The sequence below is a fragment of the Variovorax sp. MPBD4-3 genome (assembly GCF_058809745.1).
On the sequence record NZ_JBXASW010000005.1, the window covers coordinates 70,672 to 96,844 of the forward strand.

At 66.0% G+C, this 26,173-nt stretch carries 26 protein-coding genes and 1 tRNA gene; 21 read left to right on the top strand and 6 right to left on the bottom strand.

The window, feature by feature from the left end; translation table 11 throughout:
- Positions 1-147 precede the first annotated feature (147 nt).
- The gene (locus tag AC1RVW_RS04360; protein WP_234382682.1) at positions 148-1,425 is read left to right on the top strand and encodes an ANTAR domain-containing response regulator; all 1,278 of its coding nucleotides are present in this window, start codon (positions 148-150) and stop codon (positions 1,423-1,425) included.
- 28 nt (positions 1,426-1,453) lie between these two features.
- Here AC1RVW_RS04360 and AC1RVW_RS04365 read toward each other — a convergent pair whose 3' ends face one another.
- The 4 genes from AC1RVW_RS04365 to AC1RVW_RS04380 form a co-directional block, all read right to left on the bottom strand.
- A complete protein-coding gene (locus AC1RVW_RS04365; protein ID WP_493198244.1) occupies positions 1,454-2,263 on the bottom strand; it encodes an ABC transporter ATP-binding protein in 810 nt (269 codons plus the stop codon).
- Positions 2,264-2,318: 55 nt separating this feature from the next.
- Positions 2,319-3,242: a nitrate ABC transporter permease gene (gene ntrB, locus AC1RVW_RS04370; protein WP_081266756.1), complete on the bottom strand. Its 924-nt coding sequence runs from the start codon at positions 3,240-3,242 to the stop codon at positions 2,319-2,321.
- Positions 3,243-3,252: 10 nt separating this feature from the next.
- Positions 3,253-4,497, bottom strand: coding sequence for a CmpA/NrtA family ABC transporter substrate-binding protein (locus AC1RVW_RS04375; protein WP_081266566.1), 1,245 nt, complete (start codon positions 4,495-4,497; stop codon positions 3,253-3,255).
- 333 nt (positions 4,498-4,830) lie between these two features.
- A complete protein-coding gene (locus AC1RVW_RS04380; RefSeq protein WP_106934993.1) occupies positions 4,831-6,084 on the bottom strand; it encodes a nitrate regulatory protein in 1,254 nt (417 codons plus the stop codon).
- 129 nt (positions 6,085-6,213) lie between these two features.
- Between AC1RVW_RS04380 and tsaD the strand changes: the two genes are divergently transcribed.
- Positions 6,214-7,275: a tRNA (adenosine(37)-N6)-threonylcarbamoyltransferase complex transferase subunit TsaD gene (tsaD, locus tag AC1RVW_RS04385; RefSeq protein ID WP_493198247.1), complete on the top strand. Its 1,062-nt coding sequence runs from the start codon at positions 6,214-6,216 to the stop codon at positions 7,273-7,275.
- Here the strand turns inward: tsaD and AC1RVW_RS04390 are convergent.
- A complete protein-coding gene (locus AC1RVW_RS04390) occupies positions 7,211-7,972 on the bottom strand; it encodes an alpha/beta hydrolase-fold protein (RefSeq protein WP_081266569.1) in 762 nt (253 codons plus the stop codon). The two genes, tsaD and AC1RVW_RS04390, sit on opposite strands and share 65 nt — an antisense overlap.
- A 189-nt stretch (positions 7,973-8,161) precedes the next feature.
- The gene (locus AC1RVW_RS04395; RefSeq protein WP_106934990.1) at positions 8,162-8,533 is read right to left on the bottom strand and encodes an Hsp20/alpha crystallin family protein; all 372 of its coding nucleotides are present in this window, start codon (positions 8,531-8,533) and stop codon (positions 8,162-8,164) included.
- A 125-nt stretch (positions 8,534-8,658) separates the two neighbouring features.
- Between AC1RVW_RS04395 and AC1RVW_RS04400 the strand changes: the two genes are divergently transcribed.
- From AC1RVW_RS04400 to nuoK, 19 genes are all read left to right on the top strand, one after another.
- On the top strand, positions 8,659-9,939 hold the full coding sequence (locus AC1RVW_RS04400; protein WP_493198249.1) for a branched-chain amino acid ABC transporter substrate-binding protein: 1,281 nt from the start codon (positions 8,659-8,661) through the stop codon (positions 9,937-9,939).
- 32 nt (positions 9,940-9,971) lie between these two features.
- Positions 9,972-11,144 (top strand): pyridoxal phosphate-dependent aminotransferase, encoded by a 1,173-nt coding sequence (locus AC1RVW_RS04405; RefSeq protein WP_493198251.1) that lies wholly within the window; start codon positions 9,972-9,974, stop codon positions 11,142-11,144.
- A 160-nt stretch (positions 11,145-11,304) separates the two neighbouring features.
- Complete coding sequence (gene rpsO / locus AC1RVW_RS04410; RefSeq protein ID WP_007837783.1) at positions 11,305-11,571, top strand: 30S ribosomal protein S15; 267 nt, start codon at positions 11,305-11,307, stop codon at positions 11,569-11,571.
- Between the two features lie 205 nt (positions 11,572-11,776).
- Positions 11,777-14,128 carry a polyribonucleotide nucleotidyltransferase gene (gene pnp, locus AC1RVW_RS04415; RefSeq protein ID WP_493198253.1) on the top strand — a complete coding sequence of 784 codons (2,352 nt, stop codon included), beginning with the start codon at positions 11,777-11,779 and terminating at the stop codon, positions 14,126-14,128.
- A gap of 89 nt (positions 14,129-14,217) precedes the next feature.
- Positions 14,218-15,216 (top strand): NAD(P)H-quinone oxidoreductase, encoded by a 999-nt coding sequence (locus tag AC1RVW_RS04420; protein ID WP_493198255.1) that lies wholly within the window; start codon positions 14,218-14,220, stop codon positions 15,214-15,216.
- Between the two features lie 13 nt (positions 15,217-15,229).
- Positions 15,230-15,994 carry a triose-phosphate isomerase gene (gene tpiA, locus AC1RVW_RS04425; protein WP_081266575.1) on the top strand — a complete coding sequence of 255 codons (765 nt, stop codon included), beginning with the start codon at positions 15,230-15,232 and terminating at the stop codon, positions 15,992-15,994.
- A 39-nt stretch (positions 15,995-16,033) separates the two neighbouring features.
- The gene (secG, locus tag AC1RVW_RS04430; protein ID WP_081266576.1) at positions 16,034-16,444 is read left to right on the top strand and encodes a preprotein translocase subunit SecG; all 411 of its coding nucleotides are present in this window, start codon (positions 16,034-16,036) and stop codon (positions 16,442-16,444) included.
- 119 nt (positions 16,445-16,563) lie between these two features.
- Positions 16,564-16,648 (top strand) — tRNA-Leu (locus AC1RVW_RS04435).
- Positions 16,649-16,715: 67 nt separating this feature from the next.
- Positions 16,716-17,075, top strand: a complete 360-nt coding sequence (locus tag AC1RVW_RS04440) for an NADH-quinone oxidoreductase subunit A (protein ID WP_012748607.1) — start codon at positions 16,716-16,718, stop codon at positions 17,073-17,075.
- 15 nt (positions 17,076-17,090) lie between these two features.
- Complete coding sequence (locus AC1RVW_RS04445; protein ID WP_007837763.1) at positions 17,091-17,570, top strand: NuoB/complex I 20 kDa subunit family protein; 480 nt, start codon at positions 17,091-17,093, stop codon at positions 17,568-17,570.
- A gap of 13 nt (positions 17,571-17,583) precedes the next feature.
- The gene (locus AC1RVW_RS04450) at positions 17,584-18,195 is read left to right on the top strand and encodes an NADH-quinone oxidoreductase subunit C (RefSeq protein WP_493198257.1); all 612 of its coding nucleotides are present in this window, start codon (positions 17,584-17,586) and stop codon (positions 18,193-18,195) included.
- 5 nt (positions 18,196-18,200) lie between these two features.
- The gene (locus AC1RVW_RS04455) at positions 18,201-19,454 is read left to right on the top strand and encodes an NADH-quinone oxidoreductase subunit D (RefSeq protein ID WP_106934984.1); all 1,254 of its coding nucleotides are present in this window, start codon (positions 18,201-18,203) and stop codon (positions 19,452-19,454) included.
- A gap of 10 nt (positions 19,455-19,464) precedes the next feature.
- The gene (locus AC1RVW_RS04460; RefSeq protein WP_253819772.1) at positions 19,465-20,019 is read left to right on the top strand and encodes an NADH-quinone oxidoreductase subunit NuoE family protein; all 555 of its coding nucleotides are present in this window, start codon (positions 19,465-19,467) and stop codon (positions 20,017-20,019) included.
- Entirely contained in the window at positions 20,019-21,359 is a 1,341-nt protein-coding gene (nuoF, locus tag AC1RVW_RS04465; RefSeq protein WP_106934983.1) for an NADH-quinone oxidoreductase subunit NuoF, read from the top strand. Before AC1RVW_RS04460 ends, nuoF begins: the two co-directional genes overlap by 1 nt.
- A gap of 20 nt (positions 21,360-21,379) precedes the next feature.
- Positions 21,380-23,551, top strand: coding sequence for an NADH-quinone oxidoreductase subunit NuoG (nuoG, locus tag AC1RVW_RS04470; protein ID WP_106934982.1), 2,172 nt, complete (start codon positions 21,380-21,382; stop codon positions 23,549-23,551).
- Entirely contained in the window at positions 23,548-24,627 is a 1,080-nt protein-coding gene (gene nuoH / locus AC1RVW_RS04475; RefSeq protein ID WP_409195238.1) for an NADH-quinone oxidoreductase subunit NuoH, read from the top strand. Before nuoG ends, nuoH begins: the two co-directional genes overlap by 4 nt.
- An 18-nt stretch (positions 24,628-24,645) precedes the next feature.
- Positions 24,646-25,167, top strand: a complete 522-nt coding sequence (gene nuoI, locus AC1RVW_RS04480) for an NADH-quinone oxidoreductase subunit NuoI (RefSeq protein ID WP_042579825.1) — start codon at positions 24,646-24,648, stop codon at positions 25,165-25,167.
- Positions 25,168-25,204: 37 nt separating this feature from the next.
- Positions 25,205-25,861, top strand: coding sequence for an NADH-quinone oxidoreductase subunit J (locus AC1RVW_RS04485; protein WP_081266581.1), 657 nt, complete (start codon positions 25,205-25,207; stop codon positions 25,859-25,861).
- Positions 25,858-26,166 (top strand): NADH-quinone oxidoreductase subunit NuoK, encoded by a 309-nt coding sequence (gene nuoK, locus AC1RVW_RS04490; RefSeq protein WP_019653383.1) that lies wholly within the window; start codon positions 25,858-25,860, stop codon positions 26,164-26,166. The genes AC1RVW_RS04485 and nuoK overlap by 4 nt, the downstream gene beginning before the upstream one ends.
- The last annotated feature ends 7 nt before the right edge of the window (positions 26,167-26,173 follow it).

Genomic DNA, 26,173 nt, shown 5'->3' on the forward strand with positions numbered 1-26,173 from the left:
ATTGCCGGGCCGGCCGCAGGAACCTGCAGCCTCGTCACCAAAGCGGTGCTTCGTTACACCGCGCTCCGTTTCATGCAAGAGGCGTGCCCGCAAGTGTGCGCGGGTGTGGCCTATGCTCGCGGTGCGCTCCCACACCGCTTCCCCAAGATGTCCCTTCTCGTTGTCCTGCCCGATGAACCCGCCGGCCTCGTGCTGCCCGAGGCGCTTGCGCGGGCGCTGTCCGGCGCGGGTCTCGACGTGCTCGGCTGCGCGGATTGCGGCAGCTTCGCGCGGCAGGTCGAGGCGCTGGGGCCCCGGCAGGCCCTGATCTGCCTGCCTGCGCCCGCGCCCGCGCTGTTCGATGCCTTGCGCACGTGGGCCGGCCTGCCGCCGTGCGCGCTGAGCCTTGTCAGCGCGCCGTTGGGCGGCGCGCAGCATGAAGAACTGGTCGCGCTCGGCGTGCATGCGTGGTTGCAGGCCGATGCCGTCGATGCGGCATCGCTCGCCGCGTTGATCGCCCGCGCCCGGTCCCGCTGGCAGCGCGAGGCCGCCTTGCGCACCGAACTGGAGAGCCTGCGCACCCGCATGGACGAGCGCAAGTGGGTCGACCGGGCCAAGGGTCTGCTGATGTCCGCGCGCGGCATCGGCGAGGACGAGGCCTTCGGCCTGCTGCGCGGCGCCGCGATGCATGCCAACCTGCGTCTGGGCGAGGTTTCGCGATCGGTCATCGAGGCGGCGCAGTGGGCCGACGCGATCAACCGGGCCGGGCAGCTGCGCATGCTCTCGCAGCGGCTGGTGCGCGTGGCGGCGCAGTTGCTCGGCGGCATCGACGCGCAGCGGGCGCGGTTGCTGCGCACGCAGTCGGCCGAGCGGGTGCAGCAGAACCTCGATCATCTGGCCGCCCTCGGGCTCGGGGCGGCCGGCGCGCAGGCGTTGGGGGATGCGCAGGCCGCTTGGAGCGGGCTGGCCGCTGCCCTGGCCGCGCGGCCGTCGGCGGCGGGGCTGGCCGACATCGACCAGCGCGCGGAAGTATTGCTCCGCGCCGCCGAGGCCCTGACCGAGGCGCTCGAAACCTCGGGCGCGCGGCGCGCGCTGCGCATCGTCAACATCTGCGGGCGGCAGCGCATGCGGGCGCAGCGGCTGGCCAAGGACGCGCTGCTGGCCGCCGCGCTGAAAGAGAAGGCAGCGAACGCGCGGCTGGTGCCGACCATGGCCGAGTTCGAGGCCGCATTGCTCGAGCTGGAGCATGCGCCGCTGAGCACCGCCGAGATCCGCGCCGCGCTGGCCAGCGCGCGCGACGAATGGCTGCGGCTGGTCGGCGGCGTGCAGGCGCTCGACAGCGCCGACGGCCGCGCCACGCTGGTGCGTTCAAGCGACGCGCTGGTCGACACCTTCGAGCGCCTCACGGCCTCGTACGAGCACAGCCTCCAGGTCATCATGTCGTGACGCCGTTGGTGCTGGCGCTCGCGCAGCGTCAGGCCGCGGCCTTCTCCACGTGCGCCTGGCGCGTGTAGAGGAAGTCGATCACCGCCTTGCGGGCGTGCACATAGGCCGGGTCTTCCGCCAGCTCGACCCGGTTGCGCGGGCGCGGAATGCCCACCGAAAGCACGTCGCCGATGGTGGCGGCCGGGCCGTTGGTCAGCATCACGATGCGGTCGCTCAGCAGCACGGCCTCGTCCACGTCGTGCGTCACCATGACGACGGTGCTGTGCGTCTTCTGCACGATGGCGAGCAGCTCGTCCTGCAGCTTGGCGCGGGTGAGGGCGTCGAGCGCGCCGAAAGGCTCGTCCATCAGCAGCACCTTGGGCTCCATCGACAGCGCGCGCGCAATGCCCACGCGCTGCTTCATGCCGCCGGAGATCTCGCCAGGCCGCTTCTGCGCGGCGGGCGTGAGGCCGACCAGCGCCAGCGCGGCGTCGGTGCGCTGGCGCAACTGCGCCTTGCTTTCCGTGGCGGCGAACACGCGCTCGACCGCCAGGTACACGTTCTCGAAGCAGGTGAGCCAGGGCAGCAGCGAGTGGTTCTGGAACACCACCGCGCGCTCGGGGCCGGGCCCTTTGATTTCCTTGTTGGCGCACAGCAGCGCACCCTGCGTGGGCGTGGTGAGCCCGGCGATCAGGTTCAGCAGCGTCGACTTGCCGCAGCCCGAGTGCCCGATGAGCGTGATGAACTCGCCCTTGGCCACGTTCAGGTTCACGTCGCGCAGCGCGACGAAGCGGCCCTTGGGCGTCTTGAACGCCTGCTCGACGCCGTGGATCTCGATGTACTTGCTGTCGTCGATCATTGGAAACCTCCGCGCAGCAGCGCTGCGGTATTCGCCTTCGGAGCGGCCGTGCGGCTCATGACTTCACCTCTTCGAACGTGAATGCCGTTGCGAGCTTGATGAGCGCGAACTCCAGCACCAAGCCTACGATGCCGATCACGAAGATCGCGATGATGATGTTGGCGACGTTGAGGTTGTTCCACTCGTCCCACACCCAGAAGCCGATGCCGACGCCGCCCGTGAGCATCTCGGCGGCCACGATCACCAGCCACGCGGTGCCCACGGCCAGCCGCACGCCGGTCAGCATGTAGGGCAGCACGGCGGGGAACAGGATCTTGGTGAGGATCTTCCACTCGCTGAGGTTCAGCACCTTGGCCACGTTCATGTAGTCGCTGGGCACGCGCTGCACGCCCACGGCGGTGTTGATGACCATCGGCCAGATCGAGCAGATGAAGATGGTCCAGATCGCGGCCGGGTTGGCGCCCTTGAACACCAGCAGGCCGATGGGCAGCCAGGCCAGCGGCGACACGGGGCGCAGCAGGCTGATCAGCGGGTTGAACATGCGCGAGAGGAACTCGAAGCGGCCGATGGCAAAGCCCGCCGGAATGCCGACCAGCGCCGCCAGCCCGAAGCCCAGCGCCACGCGCTGCAGCGACGACAGCACGTTCCAGCCCACGCCCTGGTCGTTCGGCCCCTTGCTGTAGAACGGATCGCTGAACACCGTCACGGCCTGCTGCCAGGTGGCCGCGGGCGTGGGAAAGCCGGTGGTGCTTTTCATGGCCACCACTTCCCAGATCAGCAGCAGCAGGCCGAAGCCCGCCAGCGGCGGCAGCACGCGCATCCAGAATGCGCGCAGGTCGATGGGCGCGCGCACCCGGGTCTCGGGCGCCGGAGCGGGTGTCGGCTTTGGCGCTGCCGGCCTGGCGGCGACGGAAGGGGCCACCTGCGTCACCTGTGCGGTGGTCGCTTCGAGCGGCGAATGAAAGACTGCGCTGACCATGGTGTTCTCCTCAGGCATGAAGCTTGAACGACTCGGCGTACTTTTTCGGATCCTTGCCGTCCCACACGGAGCCGTCGAACAGCTTGCTGCTGCGCATCGGGTCCTTGGGCACCGGCGTCTGCGTGGCGGCGGCGGCCTGCTTGTAGATGTCGATGCGGTTGATCTCGGTGGCCACCTTCAGGTAGTCGGGGTGTTCCTTCAGCAGGCCCCAGCGCTTGTGCTGCGTGAGGAACCACATGCCGTCCGACAGGTACGGGAAGTTCACGGCGCCGGCGTTGTAGAACTTCATGTGGTTGGGGTCGTCCCAGCTCTTGCCCAGGCCGTTGGTGTAGCGGCCCAGGATGCGCTGGTTGATGGCGTCCACGCTGGTGTTGACGTAGCTCTTGTCGGCGATGGTCTCGGCCATCTTGTTCTTGTTCTGCAGGCCGGCGTCGATCCACTTGCTGGCTTCGAGGATGGCGGCCGTCACGGCGCGCGCGGTGTTGGGGTACTTCTTCGTGAACTCGGCGGTGCAGCCGAGCACCTTCTCGGGGTGGTCCTTCCAGATGTCCTGCGTGGTGATGGCCGTGATGCCGATGCCGTCCATGATGGCGCGCTGGCCCCAGGGCTCGCCCACGCAGTAGCCGTCCATGTTGCCCACGCGCATGTTGGCCACCATCTGCGGAGGCGGCACGGTGATGTTCTTCACGTCCTTGAACGGATCGATGCCGGCCGATGCGAGCCAGTAGTAGAGCCACATGGCGTGCGTGCCGGTGGGGAAGGTCTGCGCGAAGGTGTATTCGCGCTTCTCGCTGGCGATGAGCTTGGCCAGCGAGGCGGCGTCGACCGCGCCCTTGTCGGAGAGCTTCTTCGACAGCGTGATGGCCTGGCCGTTGTTGTTCAGGGTCATGAGCACGGCCATGTCCTTCCTCGGGCCGCTCAGGCCCAGGTGCATGCCGTAGACCAGGCCGTAGAGCACGTGCGCCATGTCGATGTCGCCGTTGGAGAGCTTGTCGCGCACGCCGGCCCAGCTGGCTTCCTTGCTGGGCACGATCTTCACGCCGTACTTCTTGTCGATGCCCAGCACCGAGGCCATGACCACGCTGGCGCAGTCTGTCAGCGGGATGAAGCCGATCTTGACTTCTTCCTTCTCGGGCTTGTCGGAGCCTTGGGCCCAGACGGCCGCGCGCAGGGCGGGGTCGATGCCCACGGCGCCGATGGCGGCGGCTTGCAGGACGCGGCGTCGGCTGAGACGGGTTTTGAGCAGGTCGGTCATGTGGCGGGGCTCCGGTTGAAGGCAAACAAAAACAGCAAAGACAAAAACGAAAAGGCGTCCGCACCGCGCAGGGGCTGCTCGAAAACGAGCCCTTGCGGGATGGGGACGCCTTTGTCCGGTCGGTGGGTGGCACCCGCCGTTGGGTGCCGCCTGCCTGAAGACCCCTGGAGGTCTATGCGCTGGTTGCTTGCAAGCGGTGTGCCAGCCCTGCCGGGCGGTCTGCTGCTATCGGAAAAGTAGCTGGAACGTCTTGCGCTGCAAGGGCGAAGCGCCATCCGGACGGTGCACGGGCGGCAGGCACGGTTGTTGTGCGGCGCACCAAATTGAACGCCCTCAGCGGGGCGGCGGGGGCAGGTAGTCGGCCATCGCGAGCACCGACTCGGCCACTTCGACGAGCCGGCGGCCCTGGTTCATGGCGGTCTCGCGCAGCATCTTGTGCGCCTCCTGCTCGCTCATGCGCCGGTGCGCCATCAGCAGGCCCTTGGCGCGTTCCACGAGCTTGCGTTCATTGAGCGAGGCGCGCACGGTCTGCAGTTCGTCGCTCATGGCCTGCAGCCGCTGCGACTGCTCCTGCACCATGTCGAGCACCGAGCGCTCGAGGTGGCGGCCGAGTTGCGCGGGCGCGGCGGCCTGCGCGTCGGCGTCGTCGAAGAACAGCGCGGCGTCGGTCTCCGGCGCCAAGGTGTCGAGCACCTGCCGGTAGGCCTGGAGTTCGCTGCGGGCCCGGGCTGTCTTGTGGCTGCAGAGCGCGCGCAGGTCGGCTTCGAGCCGGTCTTCGACGGTGCGCATGGCGTCGATGCGGCGCGTGCAGCAGTCGAACCAGGCCTGGCCGAGTGCGGAGTCGGCGGGCGCGGAGGTGGCGCCCCTGCGGCGCATGCGCTCCAGCTCGGCCAGGGTGGCGTCGGACTGGCTCTCGCGCCAGAGGGCGAGCACCGCATCGCCGGAAAAGTCGACGAACACCTGGAAGCATCGTTCCTGCGATTCGATCAGGTGCTGCCACTGCAGGCGCCGGGTTTCGTCGCTGCGGCCCTGGGCCAGCGCGGCGGCGCCGAATGCGCGCTCCTGGCCGGCGAACTCCTTGCCCTGCATGAAGTTGAACATCGCCACCAGGAGGCGGGATATCTCGGGGTCGGTGGCGCCGTCGGCCGCCTCGAACACGACCGACAGCAGGCCGGCGATGAGCTTGACGAAGGCGGCGGTCGACTGCGACGGCTTGAGTTCGAGGGCATCGATGCGCCGGCGCAGGGCGGGCAGGGCGTCCAACCCCGGCAGCACCCAGGCGATGCGGCTGAACAGCCGCGCGCCGTTGCCGGAGCCGACGCCGCGGTGATGCTCGGACTCGAGCTGGTCGAACCCGGCGCGCACTTCCTGCTCGAGCGCCAGGCATTCGGCGATCTGCGGGGCTCGCTGCTCGGCCAGGCGCACGCCGTGCGACGCGAGGAACACGTTCGACATGCCGCGCTCGCGCTGCAGCGCGTGCACCAGCCGCCCGATCACGCCGACCAGTTCGCTGGTGCGCGCGAGCTGGTCCAGCTCGTCGATTTCGCAGCGGCGGGCGGCGATCAGAAAACTCAGTCCGGACTTCATGGTGGGTGCGTTCGCCTGCGGGGGGCCTTGGGGGAGCACTGCAACATCCGTGCCTCTCGGGGGCCTCCGGCTCGCCTGCGCTTGCCCCTTCGCGGGCGACCGCGGCAGGCGCCACCTACACTCGGCGGCATGCTCTTGTTGGGAATCGAATCATCCTGCGATGAAACCGGCGTGGCGCTGGTGGAGTCGCACGGCAACGCGCTGCCGGTGTTGCGCTCGCATGCGCTGCACAGCCAGATCGCCATGCACCAGGCCTACGGGGGCGTGGTGCCCGAACTGGCCAGCCGCGACCACATCCGCCGCGTGCTGCCGCTGACCGAGTCGGTCATGGCCGAGGCCGGCCGCTCGCTCGGTGAAATCGACGTGGTGGCCTACACGCGCGGACCGGGCCTGGCGGGCGCGCTGCTCGTGGGCGCCGGCGTGGCCTGCGCGTTGGGCGTGGCGCTGGGCAAGCCGGTGCTGGGCGTGCATCACCTCGAAGGACACCTGCTGTCGCCGTTCCTGAGCGCCGATCCGCCGGAGTTTCCGTTCGTGGCGCTGCTGGTGTCCGGCGGCCATACGCAACTGATGCGGGTGGACGGCGTGGGCCGCTACGAGCTGCTGGGCGAGACCATCGACGACGCGGCCGGCGAGGCCTTCGACAAGAGCGCCAAGCTCATGGGCCTGCCTTACCCGGGCGGGCCGTGGCTCGCGAAGCTGGCCGAAGACGGCAACCCGGCGGCGTTCAAGCTGCCGCGCCCGCTGCTGCACAGCGGCGATCTCGACTTTTCGTTCGCCGGCCTGAAGACGGCGGTGCTCACCCAGGCCAAGAAGCTCGGCGACCAGCTCGAGGCCGGCAAGGCCGACCTCGCGGCGTCCACGCAGGCGGCCATCGTCGAGGTGCTGCTGAAGAAGTCGCTCGCCGCGCTCGACCAGACCGGCCTGAAGCGGCTGGTGGTGGCGGGCGGCGTGGGGGCGAACAGGAACCTGCGCGAGCAACTCGATGCCGCATGCGCAAGGCGCAAGGCCCGGGTGCACTACCCCGAGCTGCACCTGTGCACCGACAACGGCGCCATGATCGCCATGGCCGCCGCGATGCGCCTGCAGTCGGGCCTGTCGCAGGCGACCGAGCGCTATGCCTTCGACGTCAGACCGCGATGGCCATTGGCATCGCTGACGACCGAGGCGTCGATGCCGCAGGCTGCTGCATAGCAGGCTGCGGCTGGCGCGAGCGGCCGATGGCCGGCAGCGGCAGCACGTCCAGCACGTTGCGCCAGAGCTGGCGCCATTGCGGCCAGTCGTGGCCGCCTTCGGTGGTGAACACGCGGCCCGGCGGCAGCGCGTCGGCCAGCAGCTTGTGGTTGCTGGCAAAGCGGTCCTCGAGGCCGAACCCCAGGTAGAGCGGCGGCAGGTTCTTCGAAGGCTGCGCCGAGAGGTATTGCTGGAAGAAGGGCCAGAGCTTGCGGTCGGGCTCTTCGTCGGGCTGCGGCCCGGTGGGTGCCTGCCATGCGCGCAGGCCGCCGGCCTTCTTGATCTCCGCGCCCAGCACCCGGCGCCCGAGGTAGGGCGCCAGCGCCACGATGCCGTCCACCGAGCCGGGCTTGGCCAGTTCGTGGATCAGCGCGCCGAAGCCGCCGATGGAAATGCCCACCAGCCAGATCGCCTTGTAGCCCTTGGCGCGCTGCGGCTCGATGACGTCCGCATGCAGGCGTTCGCTGAGCGTCTGGTCGTAGTAGTAGGAGACGTCGGCATCCACCAGCAGCGCATCGGCTGCGAGGTGGCGCTCCCTTACGGCGCTGATGAATCCTTCGCGCTCGAACTCGTCGGGCTTGAGGTAGGCGCCTGGCAGGAACACCAGGAGCGTGTCGGATTGTTCGGTGGGGTTTGCAGGTTGAAGGTGAGTTTTCATGGTGCCAGGAGGGGCACCCGATCCGCACCGTCATGATTTTCGATGCGTTTACAAGACGCCCACGAAGAAGAAAGTACTAATAAAACGTCACATGATGTGACGTTATGCACGCCTATTGTGAATAGGGAGCATGTTCAAAGTCAAAAGCAACCCTTGGCTGACACTTTCTTCTTGTGGGCATCGCCCTTACTAGTTGATTTGCAAACTCGTCGCCTGGCTCACCGGCACCAGTTTTCCGAGCTTCAGCGTGAGCACGCCGTTCTCAAGCTTGGCTTCGCTGGTGGCCACGTCGATGTCCTGCGGCAGCTCGTAGGCGGCCTTGAACTGGCGCTTGGCTTCGGCCTTGCTGTCGATGCGCAGCACAGCGCCTTCGATGCTGATGGCGAGGTCTTCACGCGAGAAGCCGGGCACGTCGAGCGAGAGGGTCCAGCTCTTGTCGTCCTGTTCGACGAGCGGCGAACGGCGGGCACCCGCGAAGGCCTCGCTGGCGAAGCGTTCGAAGGCGCGGTCATAGGCGCGCGGAGCGAAACGGGCGGTGCGGAGGGTAGGTGCGAAAAACATGTGAAGAACTCCTGAATGAACACAATGGGGACAAGGAATGTGTGTCCCTTACACTGCGCGGCCGTTCAATCGTGTGAGTGCCGCTTGACACCTCATCTAGGCGCAGTGGCAAGCGTTTCAAGACAATGGATCCCCCCTTTAATTTGCGTCGCGAGACCTTGAAATTCGCGGCGCTGGCGCTATGCGCGAGGCCCTTCGCGGCGCTCGCCCAGGCTTCGCCCGCACCCATCCGCCTCGCGCTGATAGAGAGCATGAGCGGCCCTTTCGCCAACACCGGCGAGGCCGTGTTCCGCAACCTGCTGTGGGCCGTGGAGCGCGTGAACGCGCGCGGCGGCATCAGGCTGCCTGGCGGCGCGCGCATGCTGCAGCTCGACCGCTACGACAGCAAGGGGCAGAACGAAGAAGCGCTCTCCGCGTTGCGCGCAGCAATGGACGACGGCGCGCGCATCGTGCTGCAGGGCAACTCGTCGGCCACGGCCGCGGCGCTGGTCGATGCCATCGACAAGAACAACGAACGCGATCCGTCGCGCCGCGTGATCTTCCTGAACTACGCGGCTGTCGATCCGGTGCTCACCAACGAGCGCTGCAGCTTCTGGCACTTCCGCTTCGACGCCCATGCCGACATGCGCGTTGCGGCGCTGATGGATGTGGTGAAGGACGACGCCGCGCTCAAGCGCGTCTACCTCATCGGGCAGGACTACAGCTTCGGCCAGTCGGTGCTGCGCGAAGCGCGCCGGCAGCTCGGCGCGCAGCGGCCCGACGTGGAGATCGTCGGTGACGAACTGCACCCGATGGGCAAGGTGAAAGACTTCGCGCCGTACGCCACGAAGATCATTGCGAGCGGCGCGCAGGCCGTGGTCACGGGCAACTGGGGCAACGACCTCACGCTGCTGGTGAAGGCGGCGCGCGAGGCCGGGTTCAACGGCACCTTCTATACCTTCTACGGCAATGCGCTGGGCGCGCCCGCGGCCATCGGCGACGCGGGCATCGGCCGCGTGGTCGCGGTGGCCGACTGGCTGCCCAACGTGCAGACGGCGCAGTCCGCGGAGTTCTACCGCGCCTTCCGCGCGCGCTTTCCGAAACCGGCCGAAGACTATGTGCACATGCGCCTGGCGCTGATGATCGAAGCGCTTGTGCAGGCCATCGAGCGCGCGGGCAGCGTGGACGCGGTGCCGGTCGCACGCGCGCTGGAGCAGGCCGACGTCAGCCTCCACGGCCAGCGCGGACGCATGCGTGCCGCGGACCACCAGTTCCAGCAGCAGCTGGTGGTTGGCGTGATGGACCGGCAGGGCAGGCCGGGCGTGCAGTTCGACGTCGAGGGTTCGGGCTACGGCTTCCGCGTGGTCAAGACCATTCCCGCCGAACGCGCGGAGCTGCCGACCTCGTGCAAGATGAAGAGACCTTGATCGATTGATGACAGAGAACAGGACCCGAAGACATGCGTGAAGCCATCCACAACCTCGAAGCGTCGAAGATCCGCGAAGTCGCCAATGCCGGCATGGGGCGCGACGACGTGCTGGCCTTCTGGTTCGGCGAGAGCGACGAAGTCACGCCCGAGGTGATCCGCCAGTCGGCCATCGAGTCGCTGCAGCGCGGCGAGACCTTCTATGCCCACAACCTCGGCCTGCCCGAGCTGCGCGAGGCCATCGCGCGCTATACCAGCGGGCTGCATCCGGCGGTCGATGCCTCGCGCATCGCCGTCACCTCGGGCGGCGTGAGCGCGCTGATGCTCGCGGTGCAGGCGCTGGTGGATGCGGGCGACGAGGTGGTCGCCGTGACGCCCGTGTGGCCCAACCTGACGGCGCAGCCCGCGATCATGGGCGCGAACGTGCGCACGCTGCCGCTGGTGCCGGTGAATGGGCAATGGACGCTCGACCTGCCCGCGCTTCGCGCCGCGGTCACTGCCAGGACGAAGCTGCTGGTCGTCAACGCACCCAACAACCCCACGGGCTGGACCATGACGCGCGACGAGCAGCAGGCCGTGCTGGACCATTGCCGCCAGACCGGCACCTGGATCCTGGCCGACGAGGTGTACGAGCGGCTGTACTACGAGCCGACGCCCAACGGCTGCGCGCCCAGCTTCCTCGACATCTCCGAGCCCGACGACCGCCTGGTCGTGACGCACAGCTTCTCGAAGAGCTTCCTCATGACGGGCTGGCGCCTCGGCTGGCTGGTGCTGCCGCCGTCGATGGTGGAGGGCATCGGCAAGCTGATCGAGTTCAACACCTCGTGCGCCAGCGTGTTCACGCAGCGCGCGGCCATCACCGCCATCGAGCACACGGGCGAGATCACGCCGCGCGTGGTGGCCCACCTGAAGTCGTGCCGAGACACGCTGGTGCCGCTGCTGGCGGCGGTGCCGGGGGTCCAGGTGGCGCCGGCCAAGGGGGGCATGTATGCCTTCTTCCGGCTCGAAGGCTTCGGCGATTCGCTCGAAGTGGCCAAGCGGCTGGTGTCCGAGGCGGGCCTGGGGCTCGCGCCGGGCAACGCTTTCGCGCCGGAAGCCCAGGGCTGGCTGCGCTGGTGCTTTGCCTCCAAGGACCCGCAGCGGCTGGTGAAGGGCGTGGAGCGCCTGCGCGACTGGCTGGCGCAGCAGCGGCCCGGCAAGGGCTGAACCCGGGCTGCCTTGCCTCGATGGAGGGTTTCCAGGGGGCATGAAAGCCCGGCGAAAGTCGCCGGGCTATAATCCCGAGGCTTTGCATGCCGCAAGGCGCACGGTGGGTGCAGTTCCAGCGCACACCGCAAGTCAAACATCCCGGAACAAGGAAATCAACATGATCGCAGCCTCCATCAAGGCCGAAGTCGTCAAGGACAACGCCCGCGCCGCCAACGACACTGGCAGCCCCGAAGTGCAAGTCGCACTGCTGACCGCCCGCATCAACGAGCTCACCCCCCACTTCAAGACGCATGCCAAGGACCACCACGGTCGCCGCGGCCTGCTGCGCATGGTGAGCCGCCGCCGCAAGCTCCTGGACTACCTCAAGTCCAAGGATGCCGACCGTTACACCGCGCTGATCGCCAAGCTGGGTCTGCGCAAGTAAACCAAATCGCATGAAAAAACGCCTGGGTTAGTCCGCTAGCTCAGGCGTTTTTTACTTCGCGATCCACTTTCGGAGTGCCCAAACAGAGCGAAGCTGTGTCATTCCAATGAAGTTCGCCCCGAGCTTCGCTGGAATGGCATCGTGTTCTGAGAAGCCTCCGCCCCTTGCGGATCCTGTGTGATCCGCTACTAAAACAGGAGCAAACATGAGCCTCTTCAACAAAGTCACCAAGTCGTTCCAATGGGGCGACAAGACCGTCGTCATGGAAACGGGTGAAATCGCCCGCCAGGCCAGCGGCGCCGTGCTCGTCGACATCGACGGCACCGTCATCCTCGCGACCGTGGTCGCTTCCAAGTCGGCCAAGCCCGGCCAGGACTTCTTCCCGCTGACCGTCGACTACATCGAGAAGACCTACGCCGCCGGCAAGATCCCCGGCAGCTTCTTCAAGCGCGAAGCCAAGCCCAGCGAACATGAAACGCTGACCAGCCGCCTGATCGACCGCCCGATCCGCCCGCTGTTCCCCGAAGGCTTCCTGAACGAAGTGCATGTGGTCATCCACACGATCTCGCTCAACCCCGAAGTCGATGCCGACATCGCCGCCATGATCGGCGTGAGCGCCGCGCTGTCGATCTCCGGCGTGCCGTTCAACGGCCCGATCGGTGCGGCCCGCGTTGGCTACATCAACGGCCAGTACGTACTGAATCCGGGCCAGACCGCCCGCAAGGATTCGCAGATGGACCTCGTCGTCGCCGGCACGCAAGCCGCCGTGCTGATGGTCGAGTCCGAAGCCCTGCAACTCAGCGAAGAAATCATGCTGGGCGGCGTGGTGTTCGGCCACGAGCAGGCCAACGTCGCCATCAACGCGATCCATGAACTCGTGCGCGACGCCGGCAAGCCGGTGTGGGACTGGAAGGCCCCCGCCGAAGACGAAGCCTTCGTCGCCAAGGTCAAGGGCCTGGCCGAAGAAAAGCTGCGCGCCGTCTACCAGATTCGCAGCAAGCAAGCCCGTACGCAAGCCCTGCGCGAAGCCAACGCCAGCGTGCTCGAGGCACTGAAGGCCGAAGGCACCGAATTCGACTCCGGCAAGGTCAGCGACCTGCTGTTCGCCATCGAGTCGAAGATCGTGCGCAGCCAGATCCTGTCGGGCGAGCCCCGCATCGACGGCCGCGACACGCGCACCGTGCGCCCCATCGAGATCCGCAACTCGGTGCTGCCCCGCACCCACGGTTCGGCCCTGTTCACGCGCGGCGAAACCCAGGCGCTGGTCATCACCACGCTCGGCACCGAACGCGACGCGCAGCGCATCGACGCGCTGGCCGGCGAATACGAAGACCGCTTCCTGTTCCACTACAACATGCCTCCCTTCGCCACCGGTGAAGTGGGCCGCATGGGCTCGACCAAGCGCCGCGAAATCGGCCACGGCCGCCTGGCCAAGCGCGCGCTCGTCGCCGTGTTGCCGAACAAGGAAGAGTTTCCCTACACGGTGCGTGTGGTGTCGGAAATCACCGAGTCGAACGGCTCGTCGTCGATGGCATCGGTGTGCGGCGGCTGCCTCTCGATGATGGACGCCGGCGTGCCCATGAAGGCGCACGTGGCCGGCATCGCCATGGGCCTGATCAAGGAAGACAACCGCTTCGCGGTGCTGACCGACATCCTGGGCGACGAAGATCACCTGGGCGACATGGACTTCAAGGTTGCCGGTACCACCAACGGCATCACCGCGCTGCAGATGGACATCAAGATCCAGGGCATCACCAAGGAAATCATGCAGGTCGCCCTGGCACAGGCCAAGGAAGCGCGCATGCACATCCTGGGCAAGATGCAGGAAGCCATGGGCGAGGCCAAGGCCGAAGTCTCCAGCTTCGCACCGCGCCTGACCACGCTGAAGATCAACCCCGAGAAGATCCGCGACGTGATCGGCAAGGGCGGCTCGGTCATCCGTGGCCTGCAGGAAGAAACCGGCACGACGATCAACATCGACGAAGACGGCACCATCACCATCGCCTCGACCGATCCGGAAAAGGCAGAACTGGCCAAGAAGCGCATCGAGCAGATCACGGCGGAAGTCGAAATCGGCAAGGTCTACGAAGGCCCGGTCACCAAGATCCTGGACTTCGGCGCCCTCATCAACCTGCTGCCCGGCAAGGACGGCCTGCTGCATATCAGCCAGATCGCGCACGAACGCGTCGAGAAGGTGACCGACTACCTGAGCGAAGGCCAGATCGTGAAGGTCAAGGTTCTCGAGACCGACGAAAAGGGCCGCGTCAAGCTGTCCATGAAGGCCCTGACCGAGCGTCCGGCCGGCATGGAATTCAGCGAGCGCCCGCCGCGTGAAGACCGTGGCGATCGCGGTGACCGTGGTGACCGTGGTGACCGTGGTGGTGAGCGCCGCGAGCGTTCGGACCGTGGTGATCGCGGCGACCGTGGCGACCGCGGTGGTGATCGTGGCGAGCGCGCACCGCGCTTCAACGACCAGCAGCAGCAACCGCGCAACGAGCAGCCGCAGGCTCCGGCCGGCGAGCAGCAGCAGCAAGCCCCGCGCGAGCCTCAGGAGTAAGAAGGGCGCAACGGCGGTCCAGTGCCGCCGTTGCCATCTTTTGAACAGCAAGCTTCGCCCCATCTGCGGGCGCAGGAGGCCGAAAGACCATGAAAGCCATTGAAATCACTTCGTTCGGTGCCCCCGAGGTGCTGCGCGTGGCGGAGCGCCCCGATCCGGTAGCCGGCGCTGGCGAACTGCTGATCCGCGTTGCGGCGAGTGGTGTCAATCGCCCCGACGTGCTGCAGCGGATGGGCAACTATCCGGTGCCGCCGGGCGCATCCGACCTGCCGGGCCTCGAAGTGGCTGGCGAGATCGTGTCGGGCGACGCCGCGGCGTTGGCTGAAGCCGGCTTCAAGGTCGGCGACCGTGTCTGCGCGCTGATTGCGGGCGGCGGTTACGCGCAGCTGTGCGTGGCCCCTGTCGCGCAATGCCTGCCGGTGCCCAAGGGCTGGAGCGATGTCGAGGCGGCTTCGCTGCCGGAGACCTTCTTCACCGTCTGGAGCAACGTGTTCGAGCGTGGCCGCCTGCAGAAGGGCGAGACGCTGCTGATCCAGGGTGGCTCGAGCGGCATCGGCGTGACGGCGATCCATATCGCCAAGGCCCTCGGTGCGACCGTGATCGTCACGGCCGGCAGCGACGACAAGTGCGAAGCCTGCAGGAAGCTGGGCGCGGACCATGCCATCAACTACCGCACGAGCGATTTCGTCGAAGAGGCGAAGAAGCTCACGGGCGGGAAGGGCGTGGACGTGGTGCTCGACATGGTCGCCGGCGACTACGTGGCGCGCGAGATCGAGTGCCTGGCCGAAGACGGCCGGCTCGTGATCATCGCGGTGCAGGGCGGCGTGAAGAGCCAGATCAACGCGGGCCTCGTGCTGCGCAGGCGCCTCACGATCACCGGCTCGACCCTGCGTCCGCGGCCGGTGGCATTCAAGGGTGCCATTGCCAAGGCGCTGCGCGAAAAGGTCTGGCCGCTGCTCGAGAGCGGCGCGATCAAGCCCGTGATCCACAGCACTTTTGCGGCAGCGGGTGAACCGAGCGGCGCCGCCCAGGCTCACACGCTGATGGAATCGAACCAGCACATCGGCAAGATCGTGCTGACATGGTGACGAGAAGAACGCGATGACGACCAAGAAGAAACTGATCGCCGGCAACTGGAAGATGAATGGCAGCCTGGCTGCCAACGAGGCGCTGGTGAAGGCGCTGCAGCAAGGCCTGGCTGCGAGCCCGGCCGCGTGCGACGTGGCGCTGTGCGCGCCCGCGCCGTACTTCGCGCAGCTGCAGTCGCTACTGGCGGGCTCGCCCGCTCTGGCGCTGGGCGCGCAGGACATCTCGGCGCATGCGCAAGGTGCGTTCACGGGCGAGCAATCGGCGGCGATGCTGAAGGATTTCGGCGTGCGCTACGCGATCGTCGGCCACTCGGAGCGTCGCCAGTATCACGGCGAGACCGACGAGGCCGTGGCTGCGAAAACCGCCGCCGCACTGGCCAACGGCATCACGCCGATCGTCTGTGTCGGTGAGACGCTGGCCCAGCGCGAAGCAGGGCAGACCGAGGAAGTCGTCAAGCGTCAGCTGGCGGCGGTCATTCATGTGAACGGCCATTGCATCAGCGAGATCGTCGTGGCCTATGAGCCTGTCTGGGCCATCGGCACGGGCAAGACGGCCACGCCGGAACAGGCGCAGGCGGTGCATGCCGTGCTGCGCGCGCAGCTGCATCACGCGGCGAGCGAGCACGCTGCGGCCATCAAGATCCTCTACGGCGGCAGCATGAACGCGGCGAATGCCGCCGAGCTGCTGGCACAGGCCGACATCGACGGCGGCCTCATCGGCGGCGCGTCGCTGAAGGCGCCCGACTTTTTGCAGATCATCTCTGCCGCTGCTCGCTGAACGCGGTCAACGGCGGCAATCAATTAGGAGTAAGAACGAATGAATGTGGTCCTCAACCTTCTGGTCGGCGTGCAGATGCTGGCAGCCCTCGTCATGATCGGCCTGATCCTGATCCAGCACGGCAAGGGCGCCGACATGGGTGCCGCTTTCGGCAGCGGCAGCGCCGGCAGCCTGTTCGGTGCCAGCGGCAGTGCGAACTTCCTGTCTCGCACCACGGCGGTGCTTGCTGCCGTGTTCTTCGCGTGCACGCTGCTGCTGGCCTATTTCAGCCATTCGCGTCCTGCCGGCGGTGGCAGCCTGCTCGAGCGCGCCGCTGTCGGAGCGCCTGCCGCACCCGCTGCGCCTGCTGCTCCCGCAGCCGGCGAAATCCCTGGTGCAACGGCTCCTGCAGCCCCTGCGTCGGCTCCTGCCGCGCCCGCTCCGGCGCCGGGCCAGATTCCCAGCAAGTAATCAACTCGTTTTCATGAGCTGTCAGTGAAAAACGGCTCGTTTTCAGGGTAAACTCTAAATCTGTTCGGAAAGCCAACTACCTGTTTCAGGTACCTCATGCCATCCGAACAGTAAAAACCGCGGTCGTGGTGAAATTGGTAGACACGCTATCTTGAGGGGGTAGTGGCGAAAGCTGTGCGAGTTCGAGTCTCGCCGACCGCACCAAATCTCATCGGCAGAAAGCCTCATCCAGAGGTTCTTCTTGCCGGTGGCAAGCGGTGAAAAACTCTCGATGAATCTCGACTCCTACCTCCCCGTCCTTTTGTTCATTCTGGTCGGAGTCGGCGTAGGCGTCGCCCCTCAGGTCATCGGATACATTCTCGGCCCCAATCGGCCCGACGCCGCAAAGAACGCTCCCTACGAGTGTGGCTTTGAAGCCTTCGAGGATGCGCGCATGAAGTTCGACGTGCGCTATTACCTCGTCGCGATTCTCTTCATCCTGTTCGATCTCGAAATTGCCTTTCTCTTTCCGTGGGCCATTGCGCTCAAGGAGATCGGTGCTGTCGGCTTCTGGGCCATGATGATCTTTCTCGCCATCCTCGTCGTGGGCTTCGCCTACGAGTGGAAAAAAGGCGCGCTCGACTGGGAATGACAAGGAAGCTACACAATGGCCATTGAAGGCGTTCTCAAAGAAGGTTTCGTCACCACGACCTACGACTCGGTCGTGAACTGGGCGAAGACCGGATCTCTCTGGCCGATGACGTTCGGCCTCGCATGCTGTGCCGTGGAAATGATGCACGCGGGTGCCGCCCGCTACGACATCGACCGCTTCGGCATGCTGTTCCGTCCCAGCCCGCGCCAGTCCGACCTGATGATCGTGGCCGGCACGCTGTGCAACAAGATGGCTCCGGCATTGCGCAAGGTCTATGACCAGATGCCCGAGCCGCGCTGGGTGTTGTCGATGGGCTCGTGCGCCAATGGCGGCGGCTACTACCACTACAGCTATTCCGTGGTGCGTGGCTGCGATCGCATCGTGCCGGTCGACGTCTACGTACCGGGTTGCCCGCCCACCGCCGAAGCGCTGCTTTACGGCGTGATCCAGCTGCAGCAGAAGATTCGCCGCACCAACACCATTGCCCGCGCCTGAGAGATTGCCGACGATGACTGACTTTGCAATTTCGCCGGAGGTGCTGCGCGCCACCATCGCCGAGACGCTCGGCGACAAGGCCAAGGCCGTGACGATCGCGCTCGGCGAAGTGACCGTCGTGGTCGACTCCACCGACTACATCGATGCCGCGCTGCTGCTGCGCGACGCGCCCGGCTGCCGCTTCGAGCAGCTGATTGACCTCTGCGGCATGGACTATTCCGACTACCGCGAAGGCGAGTGGCAGGGCGATCGCTATGGCGTCGTCACGCACCTGCTCTCCGTGAGCCTCAACCAGCGTGTGCGCCTCAAGGTGTTCGCGCCTAACGAAGACCTGCCCGTGGTCGATTCGCTGCAGCCCGTCTGGAATGCCGCGACCTGGTTCGAGCGCGAGGCGTTCGACCTCTACGGCATCGTGTTCGAAGGGCACGACGACCTGCGCCGCATCCTGACCGACTACGGCTTCATCGGCCACCCGTTCCGCAAGGACTTCCCGGTGTCGGGCCACGTCGAAATGCGTTACGACGAAGAACAGAAGCGCGTCGTCTACCAGCCGGTATCGATCGAGCCGCGAGAAATCACCCCGCGCGTGATCCGCGAAGACAACTACGGCGGCGGTTTGCACTGACTGATATGGCCGAAATCAAGAACTACACACTCAACTTCGGTCCCCAGCATCCGGCGGCACACGGCGTGCTGCGCCTGGTGCTCGAGCTGGACGGCGAAGTCATCCAGCGCGCCGACCCCCACATCGGCCTGCTGCATCGCGCGACCGAAAAGCTCGCCGAATCGCGCACCTTCATCCAGTCGCTGCCGTACATGGACCGTCTCGACTACGTGTCGATGATGAGCAACGAGCACGCCTACTGCTTGGCCATCGAGCGGATGATGGGCCTCGAGGTGCCGGAGCGCGCGCAGTACATCCGCGTGATGTTCGCCGAGATCACCCGTCTGCTGAACCACCTGCTGTGGCTCGGCGCGCACGGCCTGGACTGCGGTGCGATGAACATGCTCATCTACTGCTTCCGCGAGCGTGAAGACCTGTTCGACATGTACGAAGCCGTGTCCGGCGCGCGCATGCACGCGGCGTACTTCCGTCCGGGCGGCGTCTATCGCGACCTGCCGGATGCGATGCCGCAGTACAAGGTCAGCAAGATCAAGAACGCGAAGGCGATCGAGAAGCTCAACGAGAACCGCCAGGGCTCGCTGCTCGACTTCGTGGACGACTTCTGCAAGCGCTTCCCGAAGATGGTCGACGAGTACGAGACGCTGCTCACCGACAACCGCATCTGGAAGCAGCGCACCGTGGGCATCGGCGTCGTCACGCCGGAGCGCGCGCTGAACCTGGGCTTCACCGGCCCCATGCTGCGCGGCTCGGGCATCGAATGGGACCTGCGCAAGAAGCAGCCCTACGACGTCTACGACCGCATGCAGTTCGACGTGCCCGTCGGCAAGACCGGCGACTGCTACGACCGCTACCTGGTTCGCGTGGAAGAAATGCGCCAGGCCAACCGGATCATCCAGCAGTGCTCGGCCTGGCTGCGCGCCAACCCCGGTCCTGTCATCACCGACAACCACAAGGTCGCCGCGCCCGCGCGCGAATCGATGAAGGCGAACATGGAGGAGCTGATCCACCATTTCAAGCTCTTCACCGAAGGCTTCCACGTGCCCGAAGGCGAGGCGTATGCCGCCGTCGAGCACCCGAAGGGCGAGTTCGGCATCTATCTCGTGAGCGACGGCGCCAACAAGCCGTACCGCCTGAAGATCCGCGCCCCTGGTTTCCCGCACCTCGCCGCCCTCGACGAAATGTCGCGCGGTCACATGATCGCCGACGCTGTCGCGGTGATCGGCACGATGGACATCGTGTTCGGCGAGATCGACAGGTGAGAAAGAGCGAATGACTTCCTCGACCCACCATGACACGGCGCCTCTGGCGCCTTCTTCCCCTCTGCGGCCGGCGATTCTCGAGCGCTTTGCGCGCGAGGTGGCCAAGTACCCCGAAGCAGGCAAGCAATCCGCGGTGATGGCCTGCCTGGCCATCGTCCAGCAGGACGAGGGCTTCGTCAGCCTGCAGCGCGAGCGCGAGATTGCCGAGTACCTCGGCATGGCGCCCATCGCCGTGCACGAAGTGACGACCTTCTACAACATGTACAACCAGCACCCGGTTGGCAAGTTCAAGCTCAATGTGTGCACCAACCTGCCTTGCCAGCTGCGTGACGGCGTCACCGCACTCGTGCACCTCGAGAAGAAGCTCGGCATCAAGATGGGCGAGACCACGGCCGACGGCCTGTTCACGCTGCAGCAGAGCGAATGCCTCGGCGCGTGCGCCGACTCGCCCGTGATGCTGGTCAACGACCGCACCATGTGCAGCTTCATGAGCAACGAAAAGCTCGACCAGCTCATCGACGGCCTGCGCAATGCCGCACCGGCCGCCAAAGGGGAGGCTTCGTGATGTCGCCCGAACAAGTTCTACAGCAGTTCCAGGCAACGGGCGTCCAGACCTGTTTCCATGACCGCCACATCGAGCCGCAGATCTATGCGGGCCTCGACGGCACCAACTGGCGTCTGGCCGACTACGAGGCGCGCGGCGGCTACCAGGCCCTGCGCAAGATCCTCACCGAGGGCCTCACGCCCGACCAGGTGATCGCCGAAGTCAAGGCGTCGGGCCTGCGCGGCCGCGGCGGCGCTGGTTTCCCGACCGGCCTGAAGTGGAGCTTCATGCCCCGGCAGTTCCCGGGCCAGAAGTACCTCGTCTGCAATTCCGACGAAGGCGAGCCGGGCACGTGCAAGGACCGCGACATCCTGCAGTTCAACCCGCACATCGTGATCGAAGGCATGGCCATCGCCGCGTATGCCATGGGCATCAGCGTGGGCTACAACTACATCCACGGCGAGATCTTCCAGACCTACGACCGCTTCGAGGAAGCCCTCGAGGAAGCGCGCGCCGCCGGCTACCTGGGCGACAAGATCATGGGCAGCACGTACAACTTCCAGTTGCACGCCGCCCACGGTTTCGGCGCCTACATCTGCGGCGAAGAAACCGCGCTGCTCGAATCGCTCGAAGGCAAGAAGGGCCAGCCGCGCTTCAAGCCGCCGTTCCCGGCCAGCTTCGGCCTGTACGGCAAGCCGACGACCATCAACAACACCGAGACCTTCGCGGCGGTGCCCTGGATCATCCGCAACGGCGGTCCGGCCTACCTCGAGTGCGGCAAGCCGAACAACGGCGGCACCAAGATCTACTCGGTGAGCGGCGACGTCGAGTTGCCCGGCAACTACGAAGTGCCCATGGGCACGCCGTTCTCCAAGCTGCTCGAACTGGCCGGCGGCGTGCGCAAGGGCCGCACGCTGAAGGCCGTGATCCCCGGCGGGTCGTCGGCGCCGGTGCTGCCGGCCGACATCATGATGGCCTGCACCATGGACTACGACTCCATCGCCAAGGCCGGCTCGATGCTGGGTTCGGGCGCGGTGATCGTCATGGACGACAGCCGCTCGATGGTCGAGTCGCTCAAGCGCCTCTCGTACTTCTACATGCACGAGTCCTGCGGCCAGTGCACGCCGTGCCGTGAAGGCACGGGCTGGCTCTACCGCGTGGTGGACCGCATCCACAACGGCCAGGGCAAGCCCAGCGACATGCAACTGCTGGACTCCGTCGCCGGCGACATCATGGGCCGCACCATCTGCGCGCTCGGCGATGCTGCGGCCATGCCTGTGCGCGCAATGATCAAGCATTTCCGTCACGAGTTCGAAGCCCTGATTCCGGGCCACGTTCCGACGGCGCCCGTCAAGGCCTGAGCGCGAGAAGAAACATACTCATGATCGAAATCGAACTCGACGGCAAGAAGGTCGAAGTGACCGAAGGCAGCATGGTGATGCATGCGGCCGACAAGGCGGGCACGTACATCCCGCACTTCTGCTATCACAAGAAACTCAGCATCGCGGCCAACTGCCGCATGTGCCTCGTCGACGTGGAAAAAGCGCCCAAGCCGATGCCGGCCTGCGCCACGCCCGTCACGCAAGGCATGATCGTTCGCACCAAGAGCGAGAAGGCCATCAAGGCGCAGCAGTCGGTCATGGAGTTCCTCCTGATCAACCATCCGCTGGATTGCCCCATCTGCGACCAGGGCGGCGAATGCCAGCTGCAGGACCTGGCCGTGGGCTACGGCGGTTCTTCCTCGCGCTACGAGGAAGAAAAGCGCGTCGTGTTCCACAAGGACGTCGGCCCGCTGATCAGCATGGAAGAAATGAGCCGCTGCATCCATTGCACGCGCTGCGTCCGCTTCGGCCAGGAAGTGGCCGGCGTGATGGAGCTCGGCATGTCGCACCGCGGCGAGCACTCCGAAATCGAGACCTTCGTCGGCGACTCGGTCGACTCCGAGCTGTCGGGCAACATGATCGACATCTGCCCGGTCGGCGCGCTCACGAGCAAGCCGTTCCGCTACAGCGCCCGCACCTGGGAACTGTCGCGCCGCAAGTCGGTGAGCCCGCACGATTCCACCGGCGCCAACCTGATCGTCCAGGTCAAGAACAACCGCGTGATGCGCGTGGTGCCGCTCGAGAACGAAGACGTCAACGAATGCTGGATCGCCGACCGCGACCGTTTCTCGTACGAAGCGCTCAACGGCACCGAGCGCCTGACGCAGCCCATGCTGAAGCAGGGCGGCCAATGGCAGCAGGTCGACTGGCAGACGGCGCTCGAGTACGTCGCCAACGGCCTCAAGCAGATCAAGGCCGACCACGGTGCGCAGAGCATCGGCACGCTGGTCAGCCCGCACAGCACGCTCGAGGAGCTGCAGCTCGCCACCATGCTCACGCGTGAGCTCGGCAGCGACAACATCGACTACCGCCTGCGCAACGCCGAATTCACGGCGTTCGAAGGCGTGCGCTGGCTCGGCACTTCGATCGCCTCGCTCACGCAGGTGCAGCGCGCGCTGGTCGTCGGCTCGAACCTGCGCAAGGAACATCCGCTGTTCGCGCAGCGCATCCGCCAGGCCGTGCGCAAGGGCGCCGCGCTGTCGGTGATCACCTCGGCCAGCCTCATGGCCGACCGCAACGCCTGGGCCATTGACGTGGCGCAGTCGAGCATCGTCGAAGCCGACCAGTGGGTCGAGGCGCTGGCCGCAGTGGCCGCCGCCATCGGCGAGACCAATGGCGCAGCCGCGCCGCTGGCCCCGAAGAACGCACCGGACGACGCCGCCAAGGCCATCGCGGCCTCGCTGCTCAGCGGTGAACGCAAGGCCGTGCTTCTCGGCAACGCCGCCGCCCACCACGCCCAGGCCAGCAGCCTGCTGGCGCTGGCGAACTGGATCGGCGCGCAAACCGGCGCCACCGTCGGCTACCTGACCGAAGCCGCCAACACCGTGGGCGCGCAGCTCGTCGGCGCGTTCCCGAAGAACGGCGGCCTCGATGCCGGCCGCATGCTCGCCGCCGGCTCCGGCCTGAAGGCCGTGCTGCTGCTGAACACCGAGCCGGTGTTCGACTCGGCTGCAGGCAAGGCCGCGGCCGATGTCATCGGCAATGCGCAGATGGTCGTCACGCTGAGCCCCTTCAAGGCCAACCTCGAGTTCAGCGACGTGCTGCTCCCGATCGCTCCGTTCACCGAAACCCCTGGCACCTTCGTCAATGCCGAAGGCCGCATGCAAGGTTTCCATGCCGTCGTGAAGCCGCAAGGCGAAACGCGCCCGGCGTGGAAGGTGCTGCGCGTGCTGGCCAACCTGCTGGGCCTGCAGGGCTTCGCGTTCGAATCGACCGCCGAAGTGCTGGCCACGGTGGGTGACAAGGGCGCCGTTCCCGCGAACGCACTGAGCAACGCGACCTCCGCCAATGCAGTCGCTTCCAGCGGCGTGGTTGCCGCGCCCGTGGTGGCGAGCATCTACCAGCTCGACTCGATCGTGCGCCGCGCACCGTCGCTGCAACTGACCGCCGACGCACGCAACGCATCGGCTGGTTCGAACGTGGCCGCTCGTGCCGAGGAGGCACTGGCATGATCGTCGACACCATTCATGGCTTCGGCCAGGGCTTGGTTGCCGCAGGCTGGTGGACCGGCGTGGTCTGGCCCGTGGTCTGGACGCTGATCAAGATCATCGTGGTCGTGATCCCGCTGATGCTGGCCGTGGCGTACCTCACGCTGTGGGAACGCAAGGCCATCGGCTTCACGCAGATCCGTATCGGCCCGAACCGCATCGGACCGCTGGGCCTGCTCCAGCCGATCGCCGACGCGCTCAAGCTGATGACCAAGGAAATCATTCTTCCGACGGTCGCCAACAAGGGCCTGTTCCTGCTGGGCCCGATCATGACCATCATGCCGGCGCTCGCCGCATGGGCCGTGATTCCCTTCGGCCCCGACGTGGCGCTGGCGAACATCAATGCCGGCCTGCTGTTCGTGATGGCCATCACCTCGCTCGAGGTGTACGGCGTGATCATCGCCGGCTGGGCCTCGAACTCGAAGTACGCCTTCCTGGGCGCGCTGCGCGCCTCGGCACAGATGGTGAGCTACGAAATCGCGATGGGCTTCTGCTTCGTCGTGGTGCTGATGGTCACCGGCAGCCTGAACATGAGCGAGATCGTGAACGTCCAGGGCAAGGGCATGTTCGCCAACATGGGCGTCGGCTTCCTGTCGTGGAACTGGCTGCCGCTGCTGCCGATCTTCGTCGTCTACTTCATTTCGGGCCTGGCCGAAACCAACCGCCACCCGTTCGACGTGGTGGAAGGCGAGTCGGAAATCGTGGCCGGCCACATGATCGAGTACTCGGGCATGAGCTTCGCGATGTTCTTCCTGGCCGAGTACGCCAACATGTGGCTCGTCTCGATCCTGACCGTGGTGCTGTTCCTCGGCGGATGGCTGCCCCCGTTCGAGTTCCTGAGCTTCATTCCGGGCTGGATCTGGCTGGGCGCGAAGACTTTCTGCGTGGTCACCATGTTCCTGTGGGTTCGCTCGACGTTCCCGCGCTTCCGCTATGACCAGATCATGCGTCTGGGCTGGAAGATCTTCATTCCCGTCACCCTCGTGTGGCTGGTCGTGGTCGGTGGCTGGATGCAGACGCCGTTCAACATCTGGAAATAACAGGAAGCGCCAACAATCATGTCTGCTGCGCACACCGCAACACCGTCCGCGCCGTTCTCGCTCAAGGACTTCCTGGGCAGCTTCATGCTGTTCGAGCTGTTCAAGGGCCTGGCCATCACCGGCAAGTACGCCTTCGCCCGCAAGATCACCGTGCAGTTCCCCGAAGAGAAGACGCCGCTGTCGCCGCGCTTCCGTGGCCTGCACGCACTGCGCCGCTACGAAAACGGCGAAGAGCGCTGCATTGCCTGCAAGCTCTGCGAAGCCGTCTGCCCGGCGCTGGCCATCACCATCGAATCCGATGTGCGCGACGACGGCTCGCGCCGCACCACGCGCTACGACATCGACCTGACCAAGTGCATCTTCTGCGGCTTCTGCGAAGAAAGCTGCCCGGTCGACTCGATCGTCGAGACGCACATCTTCGAATACCACGGCGAAAAGCGCGGCGACCTGTACTTCACCAAGGACATGCTGCTGGCCGTTGGCGATCGCTACGAAAAAGAAATTGCAGCGAACAAGGCGGCCGACGCCAAGTACCGCTGATCCGACCAGCCCGAACCCCGTACCAATTCGAATTCCAATGGACGTCAAGACCGGTCTGTTCTATCTGTTTGCCGCGGTGCTGCTGTTCGCAGCGTTCCGCGTCATCACTTCCCGCAACCCCGTGTACGCCGCGTTGTACCTGGTGCTGGCTTTCTTCCAGGCATCGGCCATCTGGCTGCTGCTGCGCGCCGAGTTCCTCGCGATCTCTCTGGTGCTCGTGTACGTCGGCGCCGTGATGGTGCTGTTCCTGTTCGTCGTGATGATGCTGGACATCAACGTCGACAGCCTGCGAGAGGGCTTCTGGAAGCACTTTCCGCTGGCGGCGGGCGTAGGCGCGCTCATCGCGCTCGAAATGGCCGCCGTGCTGATGGGCGGCTTCCGCCTCGGCGAGGCGCGCGTCACCAGCGGCGCCATGGCTCCCGACAGCTCGAACACGCTCGAACTCGGCAAGCTGCTGTACTCGCAATACCTGTATCCGCTCGAAATTGCCGCTGTCATCCTGCTCGTGGCCATCGTGGCCGCCATTGCCCTGACGTTGCGCACTCGCAAGGACAGCAAGTACACCAACCCGGCCGACCAGGTTCGCGTGAAGGCGCGTGACCGCGTGCGCATCGTGCAGATGCCCGCGACGCGCGCCGCCGAACCGGTGGCTGAAGCAGCAACTGCGGACGCGGCAAAGGAAAACAAGGCATGACGCTCACGCTCGGACACTTTCTTTCGCTCGGCGCGATGCTCTTCGCGCTCTCCGTGATCGGCATCTTCCTGAACCGCAAGAACCTGATCGTCCTGCTGATGGCCATCGAGCTGATGCTGCTGGCGGTCAACATGAACTTCGTGGCGTTCTCCCACTTCCTGGGCGACATGCACGGACAGATCTTCGTGTTCTTCATCCTGACGGTGGCCGCGGCCGAGTCGGCCATCGGGCTGGCGCTGCTGGTTCTGCTGTTCCGCAACAAGTCGAACATCAACGTGGACGAACTCAACTCGCTCAAGGGTTGACAGCAAC